Below are 20493 nucleotides of genomic sequence, written 5' to 3'. Positions count from 1 at the left end.
GTAATGGAGGAAAATTTTTCTTTGCTATTTTAATTTTTGGTAGGTATAACGAAAAAACCTAGCATTATTAAAAGCTTTAGATCTGTTCTATTAATTGTTGTAGCTCCTGCTTGGAACGAGGGATGTTGATATTTTCCTGCAATAGCTTCTTTTTTTGCAAAGCTATGACCATTTCAAAAATCCATGGACGTTCAAGATGCGCGCGATGTAACAATTCGTCTTCATAAAACAAGGTGATTGGATCACCGTTATAAATAATTTTTCCAGCCTCCATAACAATGATTAGATCTGCCCATTCATAGGCGAGAGGTATGTCATGGGTTGCTAGTAAAATGGTTCTCTCACCATCATCTAATTTGGCTAAGTATTGTAATACTTGTGTAGCATAATAATTATCAAGACCTGCTGTTGGTTCATCTAACAAAAGGACAGAGGGCTCCATCGCTAAAACACCTGCCATTGCTACACGTTTTTTCTGACCTACGCTTAAAAAATGAATGGGTTTATCAAGCAAATCTTCCACTTCGGTTTGCGCAACGGCCCATGCTATTTTTTCTTCCGTTTTTTCAGTAGACCAGCCGAGATTCAATGGGCCAAATGCTATATCTTGCTTGACGGTCCCTGAAAAAAGCTGATGATCTGCATTCTGAAAAACAATGCCGACTTTTTGGCGTAGGGCCTTTAAAGCTTTTCGACTATATTCCAGATCGTTGCCTTCGAATACAATCGTTCCAGCTGTAGGTTTTAAAATACCGTTAAGATGCTGAAATAAAGTCGATTTTCCTGCGCCATTATGTCCGAGTATGGCGATTTTTTTACCTTTTGGAATGTCTAATGTAATATCTGACAACGCCTTCGTACCATCCGCATAGGCATAAGATAATTGGTTGAGTTCAAAATAAAATGCTGTCATGTAAAATACCCTCCATATACGATGAGGACTAGTAAAATAGCTGCCATGCCTAGCCAATTTTTCTTGCTATAAGAGCCCATCTCTTGCCAGTAGACGGCCTCGCCTCCACGTGATTGCATGGCATTGTTGAGCTCTCGGCTACGCTGAAACATTTCCACAAATAATGCCACAATAAGCATGGAGACAGAGCGTAGCCATTGCATCGGTGAATGATAGCCAAGACGTGCTTGCTGGGCGAGATGTATATTTTGCATGCTTTCTAAAAACATAAAAATAAAACGATAGGTTAGTTCGACGAGCTCCACTAATAAAGAGGGGAGTCGCCATTGTCGTAGCACATAACATATTCCTTGTACGGAAGTGGTTAGAATTAAAAAGTATAAACAACTAATGCTGCCAAGGACAATAAAGAACAGCTGTTGCACTGCTAACACACTTGCATTCCCGATAAAGACAGTCCAATTCCTAAATGTAAACGACCAAATATGGGCAGGGAGTGTATTCGTTGATGATGTAAAGGAAAGTAAAATAGATACGAGACTTGTTAATAAGAAAAAGCTAGGTAGCAATAATAATTTGCCGTAGTATGCAAGCGGAATTTTTGCACCTAAAATGATAAAAGCACTCATTACAAAAAATGTAATGAGTGAAAGTCGTTCATCTCTCATGATGAGCGTTATGAGAAGTAGTCCAAGTGAAAATATCATTTTTTCTAGCGGATGAACGGACGCTAGCTTATTCAGATAGGCATACTTATCAATGAGTAACATAATGGTTAACCTTCTTTGTGTTTGCCACGCATATAGCCGATGAAGTAGCCAATAAAGCCAGCTCCTATAGCTGCCTGTAGCACGAATAATAAGCTTTCGATTTCACCACTTGGTGGCTCCCATAGACTTTCAAACCATGGTTCATATTCCGCATTAATTTCACCAATAGCTGCTTCTGCTTCTCCATCAGCACCACCAAATTCAGCACCTTTTTGTATGAATAAGGGAATGATGGCTAACAACACAACAATTGCTAATAACAATAAATTTTTCTTCATTTGTTAATGTGCCTCCTTTGTTGAGAAAACACGTAACGTTTTTAATTCGCTAACATTGTATTTTTTCAAGAAATTCATCACAATGACCGTTAAAATTCCTTCACTCACTGCTAAAGGAATTTGAGTTAAGGCAAAAATACCTGCAAACTTTGTAAAGGATGCCATAAAGCCTCCAACCTCTGAAGGAAAGGCTAGTGCTAGTTGTACAGAAGTCACAATGTATGTACCTAAATCACCAAGCATAGCTGCAAAGAATATGGCTAGTGAAAATGACAACCCTACTTTTTGAGCCCCTTTAAAGACAAAGTAAGCAATAAAAGGACCAACAATAGCCATAGAAAAGGCATTAGCCCCTAAAGTTGTAATTCCTCCATGAGCTAATAATAAAGATTGAAATAATAAAACGATTGTTCCAATTACACTCATTGCTAGAGGGCCAAAGAGTACTGTCCCAAGTCCTACACCAGTTGGGTGAGAGCAACTACCTGTAACTGAAGGGATTTTTAGGGCGGATAGCACAAAGGCAAAGGCTCCTGAAAGCCCCAAAAGCATTTTGGTTTCAGGATTTTCATCAATGGTTTTTCGAATAGAACGCAATCCTAGAATGATAAATGGGATAGAGATCACCCACCAAAAAATAGCCCATTCGATTGGTAAAAAACCTTCCATGATATGCATGGCAAAGGCACGTTTTGGCACGATTAAAAAGGCCAGTAAAAAATAACTAAGTTTCCACCATGATAATTTCAAAAAGCTTTCCTCCTAACTAATTAATAGATTTTTAGAATATTGCGTGCGTAATTAAAAAAAGCACTTCTCCTTAGGTGGAAAAGTGCATAGCTAAAAAAGCAAATAACAGTCTCATCTGCTAAGCCGCACACCTATCCTCGTAGGTTGAAACGATCACTTATTTTTCGGCAGGTCTCCTGGCTCTAGTTCAATGCTTTATAGGTCTTCCCATCCGTTGGACAGTGACATATTCTATAAAGCTCCCTATTACAGTGGCGGGACCGCGCCGGACTCAAACCGGCTTCCCTTTTAAGCAAAATGACAAGCACTTTGCACCGAAAAACATTCAAATTGTGAGATTTCACGACAAAGTGTAACATGAATTTCCATAAATATGCTATACCTTTTATGAAATTTTTTAAATTAAAGGTCAACGGTGAATATTCTGATAAAAGTTTGTGCGCAAATTATATAGATTGTATAAATTTCATACCTAGTTCCATTCAAAATTGATAAATTTGTCATAAATTTTTAAAGAAATATTGAAATTTTAAAATAATAAGATATGATAAAGACAGTTTTCTATTTAAAATTCTACTAAAAATTTCATATAAAACGTCAATAAGTGCTCGAATAGCTCGAGATAATAGGGAAATTGGTGAAAATCCAATACAGCCCCCGCTACTGTAATAGCTGATGAAATCGCAAAGCCACTGGTACAAACTTGGGAAGGTGCGACAGTAAAATGAAGCTTAAGTCAGGAAACCTGCTTATTTGATTGTGCATGCAAACTTTTCGGAGGGAGAAGTTGAAGCGAAAGCGGGTACCTGTATTTCATTCTATTCGTTTTTATTTGGCTTCTACAAAACCTTTACTCTTCGTTATAGAGTAAAGGTTTTTCTTTTTCCAAAAAGCAAATGAGGGGAGACAGAAGATGACAACTTGGAATTTAGAGGGGATGAAAACACATCTCTTTATTTGCAATGGCAGTAGCTGCATGAAAAAGGATGGGGAGGAAATTACCTTAGCCATTCGAGATGAGATACAGCGGCAAGCACTCGATCAGGAAATACATACGACAAGAACGCGCTGTAATGGACGCTGCAAGGATGCTTGTGTGGTAATCGCTTATCCTCAAGGAAACTGGTATCGTGTGCCATCAACAGAGCATGCTAGAACACTAGTACAAGATTTACATCATGAATCCTTATACAACGAACATGTCTTTACACTTCGTGAAGGTACATTACAGCGTACTGCTCAAACAACTGCCATTAAAGGGATCGAAAAGGTGAAAGAGGGGTAACAACATGGCGCAAAAAGGAAAAATTTTCGTAGTAGGCTTTGGACCTGGAGATTTTAAGCATATTACGACACGTGCAGTAGAGGCTTTACAACAAAGTGATATGATTATAGGCTATAAAACCTATGTAGAGCTGATTCAAGATTTAGTAAGTGCAAAATCGATTGTTAGTACAGGCATGACAGAAGAAGTGTCGCGTGCACAGGAAGCCGTTCGTCAAGCTGAAGCAGGGAGCATCGTCTCAGTAATTTCGAGTGGTGATGCAGGCGTCTATGGCATGGCAGGATTAGTCTATGAGGTGTTAATTGAGCTAGGCTGGACAGAAGCAACAGGAATTGAAGTTGAAATTGTTCCTGGGATTTCTGCGATTAATTCATGCGCTAGCATACTTGGTGCACCTATTATGCATGATGCTTGTACAATCAGTTTGAGTGACCATCTAACACCTTGGAATTTAATTGCAAAGCGTGTCGAGGCAGCTGCAATGGCGGACTTTGTCATTGCTTTATACAATCCTAAAAGTGGACGTCGAACAAGACAAATTGTCGAGGCTCAACGAATACTCTTAGAATATCGTTCGCCAGACACACCAGTTGGGCTTGTGAAAAGTGCCTATCGAGAACGTCAAGAAGTGACCATGACAACACTAGCAGAAATGCTAGAACATGATATTGGTATGTTGACAACTGTCATTATCGGGAATTCGTCAACATTTTTCTATGACAATAAGATGATTACGCCCCGCGGTTACCAACGTAAATATACCCTGGGTGAAGAGAAACAGCCATTACGTCCACATCAACGTTTACGCGAAGAAAATGAACCTTGGGCAATGAACCAAGAGACGGGAACAGCGCGAAATGACTTTACGGCTGACCCTAATGCAGGGCGCTTTAATAAACCCAGTATAGCCGCTACGCCAAAGCCGAAAAAAACAGCTCTTGGAATGGCTACAGCGGCACTTGCAATGGTAAAAGGGACAAGCGCAGTCAAAGTAACACCGAAGCTTGTACAGCAAAAAATAGAATCTATTTTTGAATTAGCAGTAAGTCCTGGTGTAGCCAATAAGTTTTTTACTCCCCAGCAAATGATGATGTTAGCGGAGGTCGTTGGGGATGAGGGGACGATGGAATACACACCAGATCATCAAATTCATTTGAAAATACCAACGACTGCCCCTGAACAGATCACAGAGAAATTACAGGAAGTAGGGTTTTTATTATCCCCGATTGGTGATGTGTTATCACTGAAGGCTTGTGATTTTTGCTACGGTGAAAAGGCTGATTCAATACCATATGCAGAGGAAATACAAGAAAAACTAGGCGGTATGTCCTTACCGAAGACATTAAATATTGGCTTTAATGGCTGTGGGATGGCCTGTTATCGGGCTGTATTTGATGATATTGGCATCGTCTACCGCAAAAGTAAATTTGATGTCTTTATTGGAGCAAAACCAGTCGGTCGTACAGCACACGCAGCACAGCCTGTTGTAGAAGGGCTGGAGCCTGAGCAGCTGATTCCACTCATTACAGATATTATTGAAGAATATAAAGCAAATGCTCATCCAAATGAACGCTTATTTAAATATTTTAAACGTGTGAAAAAAATACTGCATTTTACGTATCAAGATATGTCTTCCAAAATAAAAGTAGAGCCAGCTCCGTGCGGCGACTAGTAAGGAGTAGAGAGATGAAAGCTATTTTATTTGTCGGCCATGGGAGCCGTTTAGCAGCAGGAAATGATGAGGTTCGTACATTTATCGAACAAATGACACCGCGTATTGATGAACAATTTTTAGTGGAAACTTGTTTCCTTGAATTTGCTTCACCTAACATCGAAGAAGGTATTACAAACTGTGTGAAAAAGGGAGCTACAGAGGTACATGTAATTCCAATCATTTTACTGCATGCAGGCCATTCAAAACTGCATATTCCAGCGGAAATAGAGCATGCGCGTGAGCATTATCCAACAATTACCTTCACATATGGTCAAACAATTGGTATCCATGATGAAATCTTTGCCATTTTACAAGATCGCCTAGCTGAAATTGGCTTTAATTCAGAACAAGAGCAGGAAGACACAGCGATTTTATTGATTGCACGAGGTGGCAGTGATCCATCTGCTAATGGTGATTTTTATAAAATCACGCGACTTTTATGGGAAAAACTACCTGTGAAATACGTAGAAAGTGCTTTTATGGGTGTCACAGATCCACGAGTTGAAGAAGGAATTGAACGTTGTGTCAAACTAGGTGCAAAAAAAATCATCATGTTACCATACTTTTTATTCACAGGCATTTTGATGGAACGCATGCATGGCATGTGTGAGAAGTTTAATGAACTTTATCCAGATTGTGATATTCAAATTGCTAACTATTTTGGCTACCATGAACGGTTACAAAATGTTTTATTAGAGCGTATTGAACAGGCAATCAACGGTACATCAACAGGTATGCAAGATCTAGAAGATTATCGCGCCTATGCGGCAGTACATGGACATGCACATCACCATCACCATCATGATCACGATCATGGACATGCGCATCATCATCATCACGACCATCACCATCATGACCATCATGACCATCACCATCATGACCATCATCATGAAGAGGAGCCGGTAAAATGATTTTCATGTTAGCAGGGACAAGTGATGCAAGGGATCTAGCCCTTGCATTACAAAGCGCAGGTTATGCGGTAACCGCTACGGTCGTCACTGAATCGGCAGCCTCTAGTCTTGCTGACGTTGGCCTGCCACATTTAATCGGTAGACTGACAGCTGAGGAAATGGCGACCATCATGACAGAGCAGGGCTATCAATTGGTGGTAGATGCTTCTCATCCATTTGCGGAGGAAGCCTCTAAAAATGCGATGGCAGCGGCAGAGCAGGCAAAGATTCCTTATATTCGCTATGAAAGAGCTCATGAACATTATGCCCATCCTTTGATTACTGTTGTAAAGGATTATGAGGAGGCAGCTCAGCTAGCTGCAGAAAAACGCGGTGTCATTATGCTAACGACAGGTAGTAAAACACTCGCTACATTTACAAAGGTTTTACAGGGCTTAGAAAACACAAGAGTAATCGCTCGTATGCTTCCACGACTAGATAATATGGAAAAATGTGAGGCACTTGGCGTGGCGCAGCGAGATATTGTGGCTATTCAAGGTCCGTTTTCAAAGGAATTAAATGAAGCTCTATTTCGTCAATACGGAGTGACGTTGATGATTACCAAAGAAAGCGGTAAAGTGGGCTCAGTTGATGAGAAGCTAGAGGCAGCTCTCGCATGCCAGATTGAAACGATTCTTATTGCACGACCAAATATACAGTACGGCCAACAATATTCAACATTTGAAGAAGTATTACAGGCTGTTGAACATACAATTTAGGAGGCATTTTCCATGGATTTTAAAACAGATTTTAAACCATTAACGGTAGACCCAGATAAAATTTACGATTACAGTTTCTCTATTATTGCAGAGGAAATGGGCGAGCATGACTTCTCAGAAGATGAATGGAAAGTTGTACGTCGCATTATCCATGCATCAGCTGATTTCGAGCTAGGTCGTAGTGTCATCATTACACCAGGTGCTATTGAAGCGGGTATCAAGTCTATTCTTGCAGGACGTCATGTCATTGCAGATGTGCAAATGATTGAAAGTGGCTCTGGTAAAAAGCGTTTCCAAAAACATGGTGGTGATTTGCATTGCTATATTGCGGATGAAGATGTATCAATAGAAGCGAAAAAACAAAATACAACACGTGCCATTATTTCGATGCAAAAGGCATCAAAATTACATGAAGGTGGTATTTATGCCATTGGTAATGCACCAACTGCATTGCTGGAATTGATTCGATTAATTAAAGAAGGGCTAGCAAAACCAGATTTAATTATCGGTATGCCTGTTGGTTTTGTGTCAGCAGCTGAGTCAAAAGAAGAGCTGCTTAAACTAGAAGGGATTCCGTACATTACAAATGTTGGTCGTAAAGGCGGTAGTACAGTGACGGTTGCTGCTTTAAATGCCATCTCACTTTTAGCGGACGAACAGGCGAAAAAATAATGGAGCGGAAGCCAAAAAAGGACCCCAAGGACATGCGTCACGGTTATACGACGGGAGCCTGTGCAACTGCTGTATCAAAGGCTGCACTGCTTGCCCTTATTACCAAGGAGGAGCAAGAGACAAGCACGATTCATTTACCTATTGGTCGAGATGCAACCTTTACAATTGAAAAATGCATATTTGAAGAAAATGCTGTCAGCTGTGAAACGATTAAAGATGCTGGTGATGATCCTGATGCGACCCATCAGGCACTCATCGTTGGCACAGTGAGCTGGGCAGATACACCTGGGATTCATTTAGATGGAGGTATTGGCGTCGGGCGTGTCACAAAGCCTGGCCTGCCAGTGCCTGTCGGAGAGGCAGCCATTAATCCTGTACCCCGTAAAATGATTTATAGCACGGTCCAAGGTGTGTTGGACGAATTTCACATTACTCGAGGCGTGAATGTGGTGATTTCTGTACCTAAGGGTGAGGAGATTGCTAAAAAAACGTTAAATGGACGACTCGGTATACTTGGGGGCATCTCAATCCTAGGCACAAGGGGAACCGTCGTGCCTTTTTCGAGTTCTGCTTATATGGCCAGTATTGTCCAAGCCATCAGTGTAGCGAAAGAGGCTGGCTGTGAGCATTTAGTGGTGACAACAGGTGGACGAAGTGAGAAGTTTGCGATGAAACAATACCCACATCTAGCAGAAGAAGCGTTTATTGAAATGGGTGACTTTGTAGGTTTTACATTAAAGCATTGTAAGCGTCTAGGCATCAAACAAGTTTCACTCGTTGGGATGATGGGGAAATTTTCTAAAGTCGCACAAGGAGTCATGATGGTGCATTCCAAAAGTGCACCAATCGATTTTAATTTTTTAGCACAACTGGCAGAGGATATAGGGGCAGATAGAGAAACGATAGCACAAGTTCTGGAGGCAAATACAGCTTCACAAGTGGGTGAGATTATGATGGAGAAGGGCTATGATGCGTTCTTCCATCGTTTATGTGAGGCCTGCTGCTATTCCTCTATCCATCATATTAAGGGCGGTTTAACGCTTTCCACATCGATCTATTCGATGCAGGGACAATTATTAGGAAGGGCTGATGACATTGCATCGATCGATGAAGTTGATTGGGATCGGGGATAACGGATTAGCAAGCTTATTACCCCAATACCTTCAGTGGATTGAAGACTGTGAGGTACTTGTTGGTGGTGAGCGAGTACTTGATTTTTTCCCAGACTTTAGGGGTGAAAAAATCTTGATAAAAGGAGGTCTTTCAACACTTGTTGAAAGATTGTCTGAAGAAACAAGAAATACCGTGATTCTTGCATCTGGAGATCCATTATTTTATGGCATCGGAGGCTATTTAGCCAAAAAGCTACAAATAGAGGTTTATCCCTATATGAGCTCTGTCCAACTGGCCTTTGCGAAAATGGGAGAGAGCTGGCAGGATGCTTACGTAACGAGTATTCATGGACGACCAATGAAGGGCTTGGCACAGCGAATTGATGGCAAAAAGAAAGTAGCACTTTTAACAGATGTAGAGAATAGTCCGAATGCTCTTGCTCGATATTTAAAGTATTTTGGTATGACGGAATATCGTGCGTTTGTAGCCGAAAATTTACAGGGCGACAACGAAAAAAGTGGCTGGTACTCGCTCGATGAAATGGAAGTTACTCATTTTTCTCCTTTAAATGTCGTGGTTTTAAAACAAACAATAGCACCGAAACGCTACACACTTGGGATTGATGATGAAGAATTTTCACAACGAAAGCCAGATAAAGGACTTATTACGAAGAAAGAAATTCGAGTTTTAAGTTTGCAAGCCATGCAGCTTCAACGGGATAGCATTATTTGGGATATTGGCACATGTACGGGATCCATGGCTATTGAGGCAGGTAAGCTTGCTCCTGAGGGACAAGTTTTTGCTGTAGAAAAAAATGCCCCTGATTTAGAAAACTGTCTTCAAAACCAACAAAAGTTTCGAGTCGATATAACTGCTATCCATAGTAAAGCACCAGAGGGTTTAGACAACTTTCCAGACCCTGATGCCATTTTCATCGGGGGCACTGGTGGTGAAATGGTTGAGTTACTGCAATTATGCTGCCAGCGTTTAAAGCAAAATGGGCGCATTGTCTTAAATGCGGCGACTATTGAAAATTTATATAAAGCTGTTGAGGCATTTAAAGCTTGTGGTTTTGCTGTTGACATTTTACAGGCTCAGCTGGCACGCAGTAAACCAATTTTAGATATGACACGCTTTGTGCCATTAAATCCAATATACATTATTTCCGCTTATCGAAAGGAAGAAAATCATGAGTAATCTAGGAATTTTATATGGCTTAGGCGTTGGTCCTGGCGATCCAGAATTAATTACAGTAAAGGCATTTCGAGTGATTCAGGAATCACCTGTTATTGCTTACCCAAAAAAGCTAAAAGGCAGTAAAAGCTATGCCCATCGTATTGTAGATGTGTATATTAATCCAGAAGAAAAAGATATGCTTGGTCTTGTATTCCCAATGACAAAAGATGAGGCTGTTCTAGAACGTGAATGGACAAAGTCAGTAGAACTTGTCTACGAAAAATTACAAGCAGGCAAAGATGTAGCCTTTGTTACAGAGGGCGATCCATTATTGTATAGTACGTTTATTCATATGATGAAGCTAATGCAGGACAAGCATCCAGATGTCGAAATTCGTACGGTACCAGGGATTTCTTCTTTTAATGGCTCTGCATCACGCTTAGGCATTGCGTTAGCGGATGGTGATGATCGTGTTGCGATTATTCCTGCGTATGACAATTACGAAGCTATGCGTGAAGCGATTGAAACACATGATGCTGTTGTTTTTATTAAAGTGGCGAAAGTGATTGATTTAATGCTTGAAGTGCTACGCGATTTAGATTTATTAGATAAAGCATCCGTGGTGACAAAGGTAACATCTGATGAAGAAATCATTTGGGATGTGCGTGAGTTGGATGGTGTCGATTTAGAATATTTAACATTAATGGTGGTGCGTAAATAATGAAAAAAATCTATATTGTCGGCGCTGGTCCTGGTGATCCAGATTTAATTACAGTCAAAGGTTTACATATGTTACAAACAGCGGACGTTGTCATGTATACAGATTCTTTAGTGAGTGAGGACCTTATTGCGAAAGCTAGACCAGATGCGGAGGTCATTCGTACAGCTGGTATGCATTTGGAGGAAATGGTTGCTGTGATGGTGGACCGAGTCAATGCTGGTAAAACAGTGGCACGTATGCATACAGGTGATCCAGCGATGTATGGTGCCATTATGGAGCAAGTTGCGCTATTAAAAAAGGAAGGCATTGGGTATGAAGTCATTCCAGGAGTTAGCTCTGTATTTGCATCGGCCGCTGCAATCGGAGCTGAGCTAACAATTCCTGATCTAACACAAACCCTTATTCTAACACGTGCAGAGGGGCGCACACCTGTACCAGAATTTGAAAAGCTGCGTGATTTAGCGAGCCATCATTGTACAATTGCCTTATTCCTTAGTGCAACGCTGACGAAAAAAATTGTCAAAGAGCTACAAAGTGCTGGTTGGGCTGATGACACGCCTGTAGCAGTTATTCAACGAGCTTCATGGCCCGATCAAAAAATCGTACGAACAACTTTAATCGAATTAGATGAAGCGATGCGTGTGAATGGTATTCGTAAGCATGCGATGATTTTAGCGGGCTGGGCATTAGACCCGAACATTCATGATAAAGATCAATATCGTTCGAAGTTATATGATGCAAGCTTTACACATGGCTTTAGAAAAGGTGTGAAGACAAGTGATTGAGTTACAAGAGGGTGTGTTACCAGAGGTTGATCAACGTAATCCTTATGCCGTTGTAGCCATTACGAAGCATGGTGTCCAAATAGGACGTCGTCTGCAGCAAACCTTTGCAGCAAGCGATTTATATTATATGAGTAAATTTGAACAAGGCGATGAAGAAGAAAAGCATATTCAACTGTTTACAGGAACAGTGCGCCTGCTATTGCCAACACTATTTAAGCAATATAAAGGGTTGATTTTAATTATTTCACTAGGGGCAGTTGTACGAATGATTGCGCCGATTTTAAAGGATAAAAAGACAGACCCAGGTGTTGTGGTGATTGATGATCGAGGGGAAAATGTTATTAGCGTATTATCAGGGCATTTAGGTGGTGCCAATGAGCTAACACACGAGGTGGCAGCTGCACTTGGTGCAAATCCGATTATTACAACGGCTTCTGATGTACAAAAGACGATTCCAGTTGATTTATTTGGAGCCCGCTTTGGCTGGGTATGGGATAGTGCGGATAAATTGACACCAGTTAGTGCATCTGTTGTAAATGAGGAACATGTAGCCATTGTACAGGAAACAGGCGAACGTGATTGGTGGATGCGTGATACACCGATGCCAGAGCAAATTAAAATCTATCCATCAACACAGGCAGCCATCCAAGCTACTCCCCATGCCACATTATTAATAACAGATCGAATCATTGAACCTGAAGAAGAGGTTCTTCTAGAAAACGGTGTTATTTATCGCCCAAAATCCATTGTGCTAGGAATGGGCTGTAACCGTGGTACATCTTTAGAGGAAATTGAACAAGTAATCGATGAAACCTTGGCAGAGCTAAAGCTTTCGAAAAAAAGTGTGAAAGCCTTATGCACGATTGATTTGAAGAAAGATGAGCAATGTTTCTTAGAGATTACGAAGAAATATGATTGGGAGTTCGTTACGTATACACCGGATGAATTAAATGAAATCGAATTTCCATCACCCTCTGAAACAGTCTTTAAATATACGGGTGCATACGGAGTGAGTGAACCAGCAGCTATGCGCTATGCACAGGTTCCATCACTTCTATTAGAGAAGAAAAAATCGGGTAATGCTACGATTTCAGTTGCTAGATACCTATTTTAAGGAGGAAGTCCATGCAAACAAATCGCTTTGTACTAGCTGGTACGGGTAGTGGTGTAGGCAAAACTACTTTTACCATTGGACTGATGAAGGCACTTCAAAACAAAGGGAACGTGGTGCAGGGCTTTAAATGCGGTCCTGATTATATCGACCCAACCTATCATACAGCTGTAACGGGCAGAGTATCACGTAATATTGATAGCTGGATGTTTTCACACGAAGCAGTCCGTGATATTGTGGCACGTGCAAGTATAGATGCAGATGTATCTATTATTGAAGGTGTGATGGGCTTTTATGACGGTAAAAGCCCTTTATCTGACGCTGGGTCTGCTGCTGATATTAGCGTAGTGACAGAGAGTCCTGTTATTTTAATTGTCAATTGTGCTAGCATGGCACGTAGCGTAGCAGCAGTTGTAAAAGGCTTCCAATTACTATCAGATAAGCCGAATATCGTTGGTGTTATTGCGAACCAGGTTGGTAGTGTCGGTCATTACGAAATTGCGAAGGCAGCTATTGAACAAGAATGCGGCATACCTGTTATTGGCTACCTAAAGCGTGAGGAAGGGATCGATATCCCGAGTCGTCATTTAGGGTTAGTACCTGCTATTGAAAGAGGAGAGCTAGATTCATTTTTTGATAAACTAGGGAACCTGATGGCGGAAACGATTGATTTGGATCAATTAATACATTTAACAAAGGCTCCTATCTTGCAAGAATCAGGCCATTTATTTAGGGAGGAGCCTTCACGAAATATTTGTATAGCAGTTGCAAGAGATGCAGCTTTTAATTTTTATTATGAAGAAAACTTGGCTTTGTTACGTGCGAAAGGTGCGACACTACAGTTTTTCTCACCGCTTGCGAATGAGCCTGTACCAGCTGAAGCAGATGGCTTGTATATTGGTGGTGGCTTTCCTGAGGAATTTGCAGAGTCACTTGCTACCAATACAGTCGTTAAAGACTCTATTCGTCAAGTCATTGCTAAAGGTCTTCCAACATTAGCTGAGTGTGGGGGCTTTATGTATTTAACAGAGGCCATTACAAATAGCCATGGCGACCGCTATGACATGGTAGGGGTAATTCCTGGAGAAGTGGCGATGCAAACAAAACTAGCAGCACTTGGTTATCGTGAAATTTTTGGCACAGCCGATAATTTCTTAATTGGTGCTGAGGAACAAGCGAAGGGCCATGAGTTCCATTATTCCAAATATAGTGGTTCTCACAATACAGCAGCCTATGAAACGATTGGTCGTTTTGGCAAAAAGAAAGAAGGCTATCAAGAAGGAAATTTAGTGGCTGGCTATACTCATTTCCATTTTGTATCAAACCCAAAGCTAGTTGACAATTGGTTAACAGCTTGTAAGAAGGTGAAAAGTAATGACTAATTATTTTCCTATTCATATCAATCTAGAATATAAAACAGTTGTGATTGTAGGCGGGGGTCACGTGGCAACGCAGAAGGTAGCATCCCTGTTACCAGCAAAGGCAAACATCGTGATTGTCAGTCCAACCTTACATAACACATTACAGTCACTTGCAGAGTCAGGGCAAATTACTTGGAAGCAAAAGGAATTTGAACCTCGTGATTTAGATGACGCCATTCTCATTATCGCTGCAACGAATGTGACAGCAGTTAACGAAGCCGTTCAAGAAGCAGCACAGCATTGGCAATTAATCAACCGAACAGATAAACAAAGTGAAAGTGATTTTATTACGCCTGCTACTGTTCGCCGTGGTCCATTGGTGGTAACTGTTTCGACATCGGGAGCAAGCCCAAGTCTAGCCCGCAAGATTAAAGCAGATTTAGAAGAGCAATTCGATGATGCTTATGATGACTATGTATGCTTTTTACAGCAAGCTCGATTAATGATTGCTGCTAAGTATGATAAAGGTCCACAAAGACGTGCGGCATTACAAGCATTGCTAGAGCCAAACATCCTTGAATGGACACGTCATGGTGAGATCGATCGACGAGAAGCATATTTACAACAACTATTGATGGGAGCAACGCAATGAAGGATGGAATCGTATATATCGTGGGAGCAGGTCCTGGCGATCCGAAGCTCATTACTGTGTATGGACTGGAATGTATTCAAAAGTCTGATGTAATTGCTTATGACCGTCTTGTAAATCCTAAATTGCTTGATTTTGCAAAAAAGGATGCGGAGCTAGTTTATTGTGGCAAATTACCTGGGAAGCATCATCTTATTCAAGAGGAAATAAATGCATTACTCGTTGAAAAAGCACAAGAAGGTAAAATTGTTACACGCCTAAAAGGTGGCGATCCCTTTGTTTTTGGACGTGGCGCGGAGGAAGCTGAAATATTAAAAAATCATGGCATTGCCTATGAAATCGTTCCGGGGATTACAGCAGGAATTGCAGCTCCTGCATACGCAGGAATTCCAGTTACACATAGGGACTTCGCGACAAGCTTTGCCCTTGTAACTGGACATGGTCGTGAAGAAAAAGGACAAGATTTTTTGAATTGGCCCGCTTTAGCTACGGGTATAGATACCGTTGCCTTTTATATGAGCGTTGGTAATATTGCCTACATTGCTCGCAAATTAATCGAAAATGGACGGAAGGCAACAACGCCAGTAGCGGTCATTGAGTGGGGAACAACTGCTCAGCAACGCACGATTACAGGGCCGCTAGATGAGATAGCCAGCATCATTGAGCGTGAAGGGTACCATAACCCTTCTATGATTGTTGTTGGCGAGGTTGTCAATGTACGGGAAAAAATTCAATGGTTTGAAGAGCAAGGACTTACCTTTTCATAATCATTTCTTATAAGCGCACAAGGAGGAAGCACTATGACTGTCATTGAAGCATTAAAAAAACGTCGAGCAATTCGTAATTACACGACACAACCAGTAGAGAAAGAAAAAATTGAGCAAATTTTACAGGCAGCAACCTATGCACCAAATGACCGGATGCGTGAGCCCTGGCATTTTTATGTCATTCAAGATGAAGCCATGAAGCGTTATGAAGAAATGGCAAGTGCTTATTTACAAGAACGCTTTCCCACGAAGCCAAATTTAGTGGAAAGTTCATTAAAGGTTGTACAAACAACCCCTGTAGCCATTGTGGTGACAGCTGACATAGTAGAAGGGGACACAGATGCGACAGAAGATAATGTCTTTGCTGTATGTAGTGCCATTATGTCTATGTGGTTGACAGCAGAGGAGCTAGGTCTTGGCTTTGTTTGGCGTACACGTGGTGTTGGCCTCGTACATGATCCTCGTATGCATACGTTTATTGGTGCAAGCGACGCTCAAAAAGTAGTTGGTACAATATTTATTGGCTACCCACAGGAGCAAGAACAAACCGACAAGAAACGAACGCCGTTTGCAGAAAAGACAACATGGCTGTAAGGAGGCTATCAGTATGGCAAGAAAAGGCTTGTTTTTAGTATATACAGGTGAGGGTAAGGGCAAAACGACAGCATCTCTTGGCGTTACATTGCGTGCAGTTGGTCGAGGCTTAAATGTGCGTTATCTGCAGTTTATCAAATCCCCAGAACGTACTTATGGAGAGCAAATTGCCCTTCGTAAGCTAGGCGTAGAAATGGAACAAATGGGCATAGGTTTTACATGGACAAAAACACCTGAGGAGCATCGAGCTGCATTAGCCAAGGCTTGGAAAAAAACGAAGGCAGCTCTACAGGATGACAGCATTGATTTATTGGTCCTAGATGAACTCAACAATGCCCTAGCGATCACCAAGTTTCCAATCGATGATGTCCTTCCCCTAGCAGAAGTCATCGAGGCAATCCAACACCGCCCTTCTACAATGCATTTGGTTGTCACAGGACGAAGTGCGAATCCAGCATTACTAGCAATGGCTGATTTAGTGTCAACCATTGAGGCGACAAAGCATTACTATGATGAAGGGATTCCAGCGGTGAAAGGGCTCGAATTTTAAAGCCCTTTACAATTGCTGGAGGGAATACACACGAAGCGAAAACGAATACATGCGTTCTGCCATAGAATAATTACGGAGGAGAGTGACTATGCCAGCAAAATCAATCATGATTCAAGGAACAGCTTCCGATGTTGGAAAAAGTATGATTTGTACTGCACTATGTCGTATATTTTCAGATGATGGACTGAAGGTAGTCCCATTTAAATCACAAAATATGGCTCTTAATTCATTTGTTACAAAGGATGGCGGTGAAATCGGCCGCGCACAAGGGGTACAGGCAGAGGCGGCTCGTGTTGTTGCAACGACAGATATGAACCCTATCTTGCTGAAACCGAAGCAAGATATGATGTCAGAGGTTATCGTTCATGGTAAGCATTTTTTAAATATGGATGCCAAAAGCTACCGCAATAATTTTGTGCAAGAAGCGATGCCAATCGTAGAAAAATCAGTTCGCACGCTTCAACATACATATGATGTTATTGTCCTAGAGGGCGCTGGTAGCCCAGCAGAAATTAACTTAAAGGATCGCGATATTGCGAATATGCGAATGGCTCATTTAGCAGATGCAGCGGTAGTCCTCGTTGCTGATATTGATCGTGGCGGTGTCTTTGCCTCGATTGTTGGTACACTGGCATTGTTAGATGAGGAAGAACGAGCACGTGTTAAGGGATTAATTATCAATAAGTTTAGAGGCATGCGTGAATTACTGGATGATGGTTTGGCATGGGTGGAGCGCGAAACTGGTATTCCGGTACTTGGTGTGATTCCTTATGTCGATGTCAATATTGAAGCAGAGGATTCTCTTGCATTATCGTCACTACGTTTTAAAAAACCAAAGCCAGGCGAATTTGCTGTAGATGTAGCCATGATTCGTTTACCTCGTATTTCAAACTTCACCGATATTGATCCATTTTTCGATGAGCCTGAGGTGGGTGTACGTTTAATTGGTCATGTCAATGAATTAGGTACACCAGATTTACTCATTCTGCCAGGAACGAAAAGTACAATGGATGATTTAGCTTGGCTAAAAGCACAGGGCTTCGATCAAGCCATCACACATTTACGTGAGTACGGTACTAAAATTATTGGCATTTGTGGCGGTTTCCAAATGCTTGGTGAAACATTACTTGATCCAGAAGCAGTGGAGGGGAATGGTGAATCTGCAGATGGTCTTGGGCTATTACCGATGGAAACCATTTTTGTAGGCAATAAAAAAACGGTGCAAATGACAGGCGTAAGAGGGCAGGACACATTGACAGGCTATGAAATCCATCTAGGGCGTACAAAAATTTTACGTGGTGCGGTATCACCGTTTTTACTATTAGAGGATGGAAGAGAAGATGGTGCGGTTAGTCAAGATGAGCAAGTGATTGGCACATATTTCCACGGCTTGTTCCATAATCGTCCCTTTACCCGCCAACTCGTCAATGAAATACGAGTGAAAAAAGGGCTAGCAGCTTTACCAAGTGATGTGAAAAGTGACGCAGAACGAAGAGAAGATGCCTATAATATGTTAGCCGACCACGTTCGTGCAAATCTTGATATGAAAAAAATATATGAAATATTATCGTTAGAGGTATCTATATGACGAGAAAAGGACCGTTAGCCATTAACTATGAGGCATTATGGCAGGAAGGCATGAAGGACTGGCATGGCAATATGCCTGAACGAATGGTGAATGATCAGCTAGAGGAGCAATTTTGGGCCCAATCAGTGGCACGTAAAAAAGTGGGACAAACAGATCCTTATGCTGCATTGATTTTTCAGGAGCTTCAAAAAAAGATTGAACCTCAGCATTCTGTATTAGAAATTGGTCCTGGGTGGGGCAATTATACATTTCCATTAGCTGATAAAGTAAGGAAGCTCACATGTGTGGATAGCTCTGAAAGCATTTTGCATTACTTACAGCAGTGTATGCCGCAGGAGGAGCACGTTTCCTATATTCATGCAAAGTGGGAAAGTTTAGAGCATGATGAGATTGAACCACATGATATCGTCTTGGGCGTGAATTGTTTTTACCGAATGTATGAAATAAAAGCAGCTTTATATCACATGAATCGGCTGGCGAGAAAGCGTGCTATCATTGGGATGACGACAGGCCCCATTCAGCCACACTATGAAAAGTTATATGAAAAGTATGGTTATGACATTAAATTTCCGCGCAGAGATTATATCGAGTTTTTGAATCTACTCTATGAAATGGATATTTACGCGGATTGTCAGATTATCCCTCTAGAACGTGTCTATGAATATGAAAGCTATGAGCAGCTTGTGACAACGCAGAGTAAAAAAATATTAACGACGAATTTTCAGCGAGCCCATGTAGAAGAATCACTGCTACCTTTTATCGAAGAAAAGGATGGACGTTATTATTATCGTCATGATTTCCATGCGGCGCTTGTTTCATGGCAACCAAAATAATTAAGAAACCTTTGGAGAAACTGTACACCAAAGGTTTTTCTTATGGGAATGGATAAGGTACAATAAAATGATATAAATAAGAAGTGAGGTGGCTTATGTTGCAGCTACATTTTCTAGGGACAGGCGCAGGCATGCCTTCAAAAGAACGAAATACAAGTGCTCTGATGGTAAAGCTATTAGACGAAGTGAGTGAAATGTGGCTATTTGACTGTGGGGAGGCGACACAGCATCAAATCCTTCATACGTCGTTAAAGCCACGGAAAGTGACGAAAATATTTATTACACATTTACATGGGGATCATATTTTTGGACTTCCAGGCTTTTTAAGCTCGCGTTCCTTTCAAGGTGGGGATGAGCCGCTAACGATCTTCGGACCATCTGGCTTACAACAGTGGATTGAACAAACATTGGCCCTATCAAAAACCCATTTAACATATCCTTTACGCTTTGTAGAAGTACAAGAAGGCATTATTTTTGAGGATGCTCATTTTACAATTCATGCTAAGGAATTACGCCATGTTGTACCTTGCTATGGGTATCGTATCGAACAAAAGGATTTACCAGGCGAATTATTAATCGACAAAGCACAGGCACTTGGTGTTCCAAAGGGACCTTTACTAGGCCAATTAAAAAATGGCCACGATATTGTACTTGAAAATGGTGATGTGGTACTTGCGAAAGACGTGGTGGCACCAGCCAAAAAGGGCTTTACATTGTCAGTCTTAGGCGACACGAAATATTGTGAAGAAGCAATCCAATTATCAATGGGCGCTGATATCATTGTCCATGAAGCAACTTTTGATGGTACAACAACAGATTTAGCAGCAAGCTACGGTCATGCAACAAATGTGGAGGCAGCAAAAGTCGCACAGCAAGCTGGAGCACACTATTTATTATTAAATCATTTAAGCGCACGTTTTCTTCCATATGACTTACCTCAATTTTTAGCTGAAGCACAGGGGATTTTTCCGAATACATTCCTAACAGCTGATCAAGCCGTATATACATGGCAACATAATAAATTATTTTGATATAGTTAATAAGTAAGAAACATCTATTAGAGGAGATTCTTCTAATAGATGTTTTTAGTTTATAGTCCTAAAGGTGTGTAGATAATTTTGTTTAAATATTACTGTTTAATCATGAGAATGATCCTTTTTTGCATGCCTCTACTAGTACAAAATAGTTAGATTT

Annotated in this window: 22 protein-coding genes and 2 riboswitches; of the genes, 18 read left to right on the top strand and 4 right to left on the bottom strand. The window is 41.2% G+C overall.

Translation table 11 applies throughout. The features are described from left to right. Window positions 1-76 precede the first annotated feature (76 nt). The 4 genes from AC1RFD_RS09065 to AC1RFD_RS09050 are packed head-to-tail and all read right to left on the bottom strand — an operon-like array spanning window position 77 to window position 2711. Window positions 77-913, bottom strand: coding sequence for an energy-coupling factor ABC transporter ATP-binding protein (locus AC1RFD_RS09065; RefSeq protein WP_048392341.1), 837 nt, complete (start codon window positions 911-913; stop codon window positions 77-79). Continuing rightward, complete coding sequence (cbiQ, locus tag AC1RFD_RS09060) at window positions 910-1683, bottom strand: cobalt ECF transporter T component CbiQ (RefSeq protein ID WP_492474846.1); 774 nt, start codon at window positions 1681-1683, stop codon at window positions 910-912. Before cbiQ ends, AC1RFD_RS09065 begins: the two co-directional genes overlap by 4 nt. A gap of 5 nt (window positions 1684-1688) precedes the next feature. Beyond that, window positions 1689-1961: an energy-coupling factor ABC transporter substrate-binding protein gene (locus AC1RFD_RS09055; RefSeq protein WP_009370241.1), complete on the bottom strand. Its 273-nt coding sequence runs from the start codon at window positions 1959-1961 to the stop codon at window positions 1689-1691. A 3-nt stretch (window positions 1962-1964) separates the two neighbouring features. Then, window positions 1965-2711 (bottom strand): energy-coupling factor ABC transporter permease, encoded by a 747-nt coding sequence (locus tag AC1RFD_RS09050; RefSeq protein WP_048392343.1) that lies wholly within the window; start codon window positions 2709-2711, stop codon window positions 1965-1967. A 149-nt stretch (window positions 2712-2860) separates the two neighbouring features. Continuing rightward, window positions 2861-3045: riboswitch (cobalamin riboswitch) on the bottom strand. Window positions 3046-3296: 251 nt separating this feature from the next. Continuing rightward, window positions 3297-3478, top strand: a riboswitch (cobalamin riboswitch). Window positions 3479-3624: 146 nt separating this feature from the next. Between AC1RFD_RS09050 and AC1RFD_RS09045 the strand changes: the two genes are divergently transcribed. From AC1RFD_RS09045 to rnz, 18 genes are all read left to right on the top strand, one after another. Next, window positions 3625-3996 carry a (2Fe-2S) ferredoxin domain-containing protein gene (locus AC1RFD_RS09045; protein ID WP_004231296.1) on the top strand — a complete coding sequence of 124 codons (372 nt, stop codon included), beginning with the start codon at window positions 3625-3627 and terminating at the stop codon, window positions 3994-3996. A 4-nt stretch (window positions 3997-4000) separates the two neighbouring features. Next, window positions 4001-5668 (top strand): precorrin-3B C(17)-methyltransferase, encoded by a 1668-nt coding sequence (gene cobJ, locus AC1RFD_RS09040; protein ID WP_492474845.1) that lies wholly within the window; start codon window positions 4001-4003, stop codon window positions 5666-5668. A gap of 14 nt (window positions 5669-5682) precedes the next feature. Beyond that, entirely contained in the window at window positions 5683-6621 is a 939-nt protein-coding gene (locus AC1RFD_RS09035; RefSeq protein ID WP_259419668.1) for a sirohydrochlorin chelatase, read from the top strand. After that, window positions 6618-7379 (top strand): precorrin-6A reductase, encoded by a 762-nt coding sequence (gene cobK, locus AC1RFD_RS09030; RefSeq protein ID WP_054549200.1) that lies wholly within the window; start codon window positions 6618-6620, stop codon window positions 7377-7379. Before AC1RFD_RS09035 ends, cobK begins: the two co-directional genes overlap by 4 nt. 12 nt (window positions 7380-7391) lie before the next feature. Beyond that, the gene (locus tag AC1RFD_RS09025) at window positions 7392-8051 is read left to right on the top strand and encodes a precorrin-8X methylmutase (protein WP_004231303.1); all 660 of its coding nucleotides are present in this window, start codon (window positions 7392-7394) and stop codon (window positions 8049-8051) included. Continuing rightward, window positions 8051-9184 carry a cobalt-precorrin-5B (C(1))-methyltransferase gene (locus AC1RFD_RS09020; RefSeq protein ID WP_054549201.1) on the top strand — a complete coding sequence of 378 codons (1134 nt, stop codon included), beginning with the start codon at window positions 8051-8053 and terminating at the stop codon, window positions 9182-9184. The genes AC1RFD_RS09025 and AC1RFD_RS09020 overlap by 1 nt, the downstream gene beginning before the upstream one ends. Next, on the top strand, window positions 9141-10361 hold the full coding sequence (gene cbiE / locus AC1RFD_RS09015) for a precorrin-6y C5,15-methyltransferase (decarboxylating) subunit CbiE (protein ID WP_259419667.1): 1221 nt from the start codon (window positions 9141-9143) through the stop codon (window positions 10359-10361). Before AC1RFD_RS09020 ends, cbiE begins: the two co-directional genes overlap by 44 nt. Then, window positions 10354-11061 carry a precorrin-2 C(20)-methyltransferase gene (gene cobI / locus AC1RFD_RS09010; RefSeq protein ID WP_004231310.1) on the top strand — a complete coding sequence of 236 codons (708 nt, stop codon included), beginning with the start codon at window positions 10354-10356 and terminating at the stop codon, window positions 11059-11061. Before cbiE ends, cobI begins: the two co-directional genes overlap by 8 nt. After that, window positions 11061-11846 (top strand): precorrin-4 C(11)-methyltransferase, encoded by a 786-nt coding sequence (gene cobM, locus AC1RFD_RS09005; protein ID WP_004231312.1) that lies wholly within the window; start codon window positions 11061-11063, stop codon window positions 11844-11846. Before cobI ends, cobM begins: the two co-directional genes overlap by 1 nt. After that, the gene (locus AC1RFD_RS09000; RefSeq protein WP_048392350.1) at window positions 11839-12960 is read left to right on the top strand and encodes a cobalt-precorrin 5A hydrolase; all 1122 of its coding nucleotides are present in this window, start codon (window positions 11839-11841) and stop codon (window positions 12958-12960) included. Before cobM ends, AC1RFD_RS09000 begins: the two co-directional genes overlap by 8 nt. A gap of 11 nt (window positions 12961-12971) precedes the next feature. Further along, window positions 12972-14339 (top strand): cobyrinic acid a,c-diamide synthase CobB, encoded by a 1368-nt coding sequence (locus AC1RFD_RS08995; RefSeq protein ID WP_048392351.1) that lies wholly within the window; start codon window positions 12972-12974, stop codon window positions 14337-14339. Then, window positions 14332-14970 carry a precorrin-2 dehydrogenase/sirohydrochlorin ferrochelatase family protein gene (locus tag AC1RFD_RS08990; RefSeq protein WP_009370253.1) on the top strand — a complete coding sequence of 213 codons (639 nt, stop codon included), beginning with the start codon at window positions 14332-14334 and terminating at the stop codon, window positions 14968-14970. Before AC1RFD_RS08995 ends, AC1RFD_RS08990 begins: the two co-directional genes overlap by 8 nt. Beyond that, window positions 14967-15734 (top strand): uroporphyrinogen-III C-methyltransferase, encoded by a 768-nt coding sequence (gene cobA, locus AC1RFD_RS08985; protein ID WP_054549204.1) that lies wholly within the window; start codon window positions 14967-14969, stop codon window positions 15732-15734. The genes AC1RFD_RS08990 and cobA overlap by 4 nt, the downstream gene beginning before the upstream one ends. A 33-nt stretch (window positions 15735-15767) precedes the next feature. Further along, window positions 15768-16328 (top strand): nitroreductase family protein, encoded by a 561-nt coding sequence (locus AC1RFD_RS08980; protein WP_048392353.1) that lies wholly within the window; start codon window positions 15768-15770, stop codon window positions 16326-16328. A gap of 13 nt (window positions 16329-16341) precedes the next feature. Beyond that, entirely contained in the window at window positions 16342-16878 is a 537-nt protein-coding gene (locus tag AC1RFD_RS08975; protein ID WP_048392354.1) for a cob(I)yrinic acid a,c-diamide adenosyltransferase, read from the top strand. A gap of 88 nt (window positions 16879-16966) precedes the next feature. Then, window positions 16967-18466, top strand: coding sequence for a cobyric acid synthase (locus AC1RFD_RS08970; protein ID WP_066036245.1), 1500 nt, complete (start codon window positions 16967-16969; stop codon window positions 18464-18466). Continuing rightward, a complete protein-coding gene (locus AC1RFD_RS08965; RefSeq protein WP_048392356.1) occupies window positions 18463-19299 on the top strand; it encodes a class I SAM-dependent methyltransferase in 837 nt (278 codons plus the stop codon). Before AC1RFD_RS08970 ends, AC1RFD_RS08965 begins: the two co-directional genes overlap by 4 nt. A gap of 98 nt (window positions 19300-19397) precedes the next feature. Then, complete coding sequence (gene rnz, locus AC1RFD_RS08960) at window positions 19398-20330, top strand: ribonuclease Z (RefSeq protein WP_054549205.1); 933 nt, start codon at window positions 19398-19400, stop codon at window positions 20328-20330. Window positions 20331-20493 lie beyond the last annotated feature (163 nt).

Source organism: Lysinibacillus sp. GW823-FHT02G10, assembly GCF_058797135.1.
The sequence above is the reverse complement of the archived record's forward strand: the minus strand, read 5'-3'. Positions and strand labels throughout refer to the sequence as shown.

Bases quoted from the DNA above. Each gene is read 5' to 3' on its own strand.
- AC1RFD_RS08965 (WP_048392356.1), top strand. From the start codon at position 18,463: ATGACGAGAAAAGGACCGTTAGCCATTAACTATGAGGCATTATGGCAG.
- cobM (WP_004231312.1), top strand. From the start codon at position 11,061: ATGAAAAAAATCTATATTGTCGGCGCTGGTCCTGGTGATCCAGATTTA.
- cobK (WP_054549200.1), top strand. From the start codon at position 6,618: ATGATTTTCATGTTAGCAGGGACAAGTGATGCAAGGGATCTAGCCCTT.
- AC1RFD_RS09025 (WP_004231303.1), top strand. From the start codon at position 7,392: ATGGATTTTAAAACAGATTTTAAACCATTAACGGTAGACCCAGATAAA.
- AC1RFD_RS09020 (WP_054549201.1), top strand. From the start codon at position 8,051: ATGGAGCGGAAGCCAAAAAAGGACCCCAAGGACATGCGTCACGGTTAT.
- AC1RFD_RS08975 (WP_048392354.1), top strand. From the start codon at position 16,342: ATGGCAAGAAAAGGCTTGTTTTTAGTATATACAGGTGAGGGTAAGGGC.
- AC1RFD_RS08980 (WP_048392353.1), top strand. From the start codon at position 15,768: ATGACTGTCATTGAAGCATTAAAAAAACGTCGAGCAATTCGTAATTAC.
- AC1RFD_RS08995 (WP_048392351.1), top strand. From the start codon at position 12,972: ATGCAAACAAATCGCTTTGTACTAGCTGGTACGGGTAGTGGTGTAGGC.
- cobA (WP_054549204.1), top strand. From the start codon at position 14,967: ATGAAGGATGGAATCGTATATATCGTGGGAGCAGGTCCTGGCGATCCG.
- AC1RFD_RS09065 (WP_048392341.1), bottom strand. From the start codon at position 913: ATGACAGCATTTTATTTTGAACTCAACCAATTATCTTATGCCTATGCG.
- cbiQ (WP_492474846.1), bottom strand. From the start codon at position 1,683: ATGTTACTCATTGATAAGTATGCCTATCTGAATAAGCTAGCGTCCGTT.
- cbiE (WP_259419667.1), top strand. From the start codon at position 9,141: ATGACATTGCATCGATCGATGAAGTTGATTGGGATCGGGGATAACGGA.
- AC1RFD_RS09045 (WP_004231296.1), top strand. From the start codon at position 3,625: ATGACAACTTGGAATTTAGAGGGGATGAAAACACATCTCTTTATTTGC.
- cobI (WP_004231310.1), top strand. From the start codon at position 10,354: ATGAGTAATCTAGGAATTTTATATGGCTTAGGCGTTGGTCCTGGCGAT.
- cobJ (WP_492474845.1), top strand. From the start codon at position 4,001: ATGGCGCAAAAAGGAAAAATTTTCGTAGTAGGCTTTGGACCTGGAGAT.
- AC1RFD_RS09055 (WP_009370241.1), bottom strand. From the start codon at position 1,961: ATGAAGAAAAATTTATTGTTATTAGCAATTGTTGTGTTGTTAGCCATC.
- AC1RFD_RS08990 (WP_009370253.1), top strand. From the start codon at position 14,332: ATGACTAATTATTTTCCTATTCATATCAATCTAGAATATAAAACAGTT.
- AC1RFD_RS09035 (WP_259419668.1), top strand. From the start codon at position 5,683: ATGAAAGCTATTTTATTTGTCGGCCATGGGAGCCGTTTAGCAGCAGGA.
- AC1RFD_RS08970 (WP_066036245.1), top strand. From the start codon at position 16,967: ATGCCAGCAAAATCAATCATGATTCAAGGAACAGCTTCCGATGTTGGA.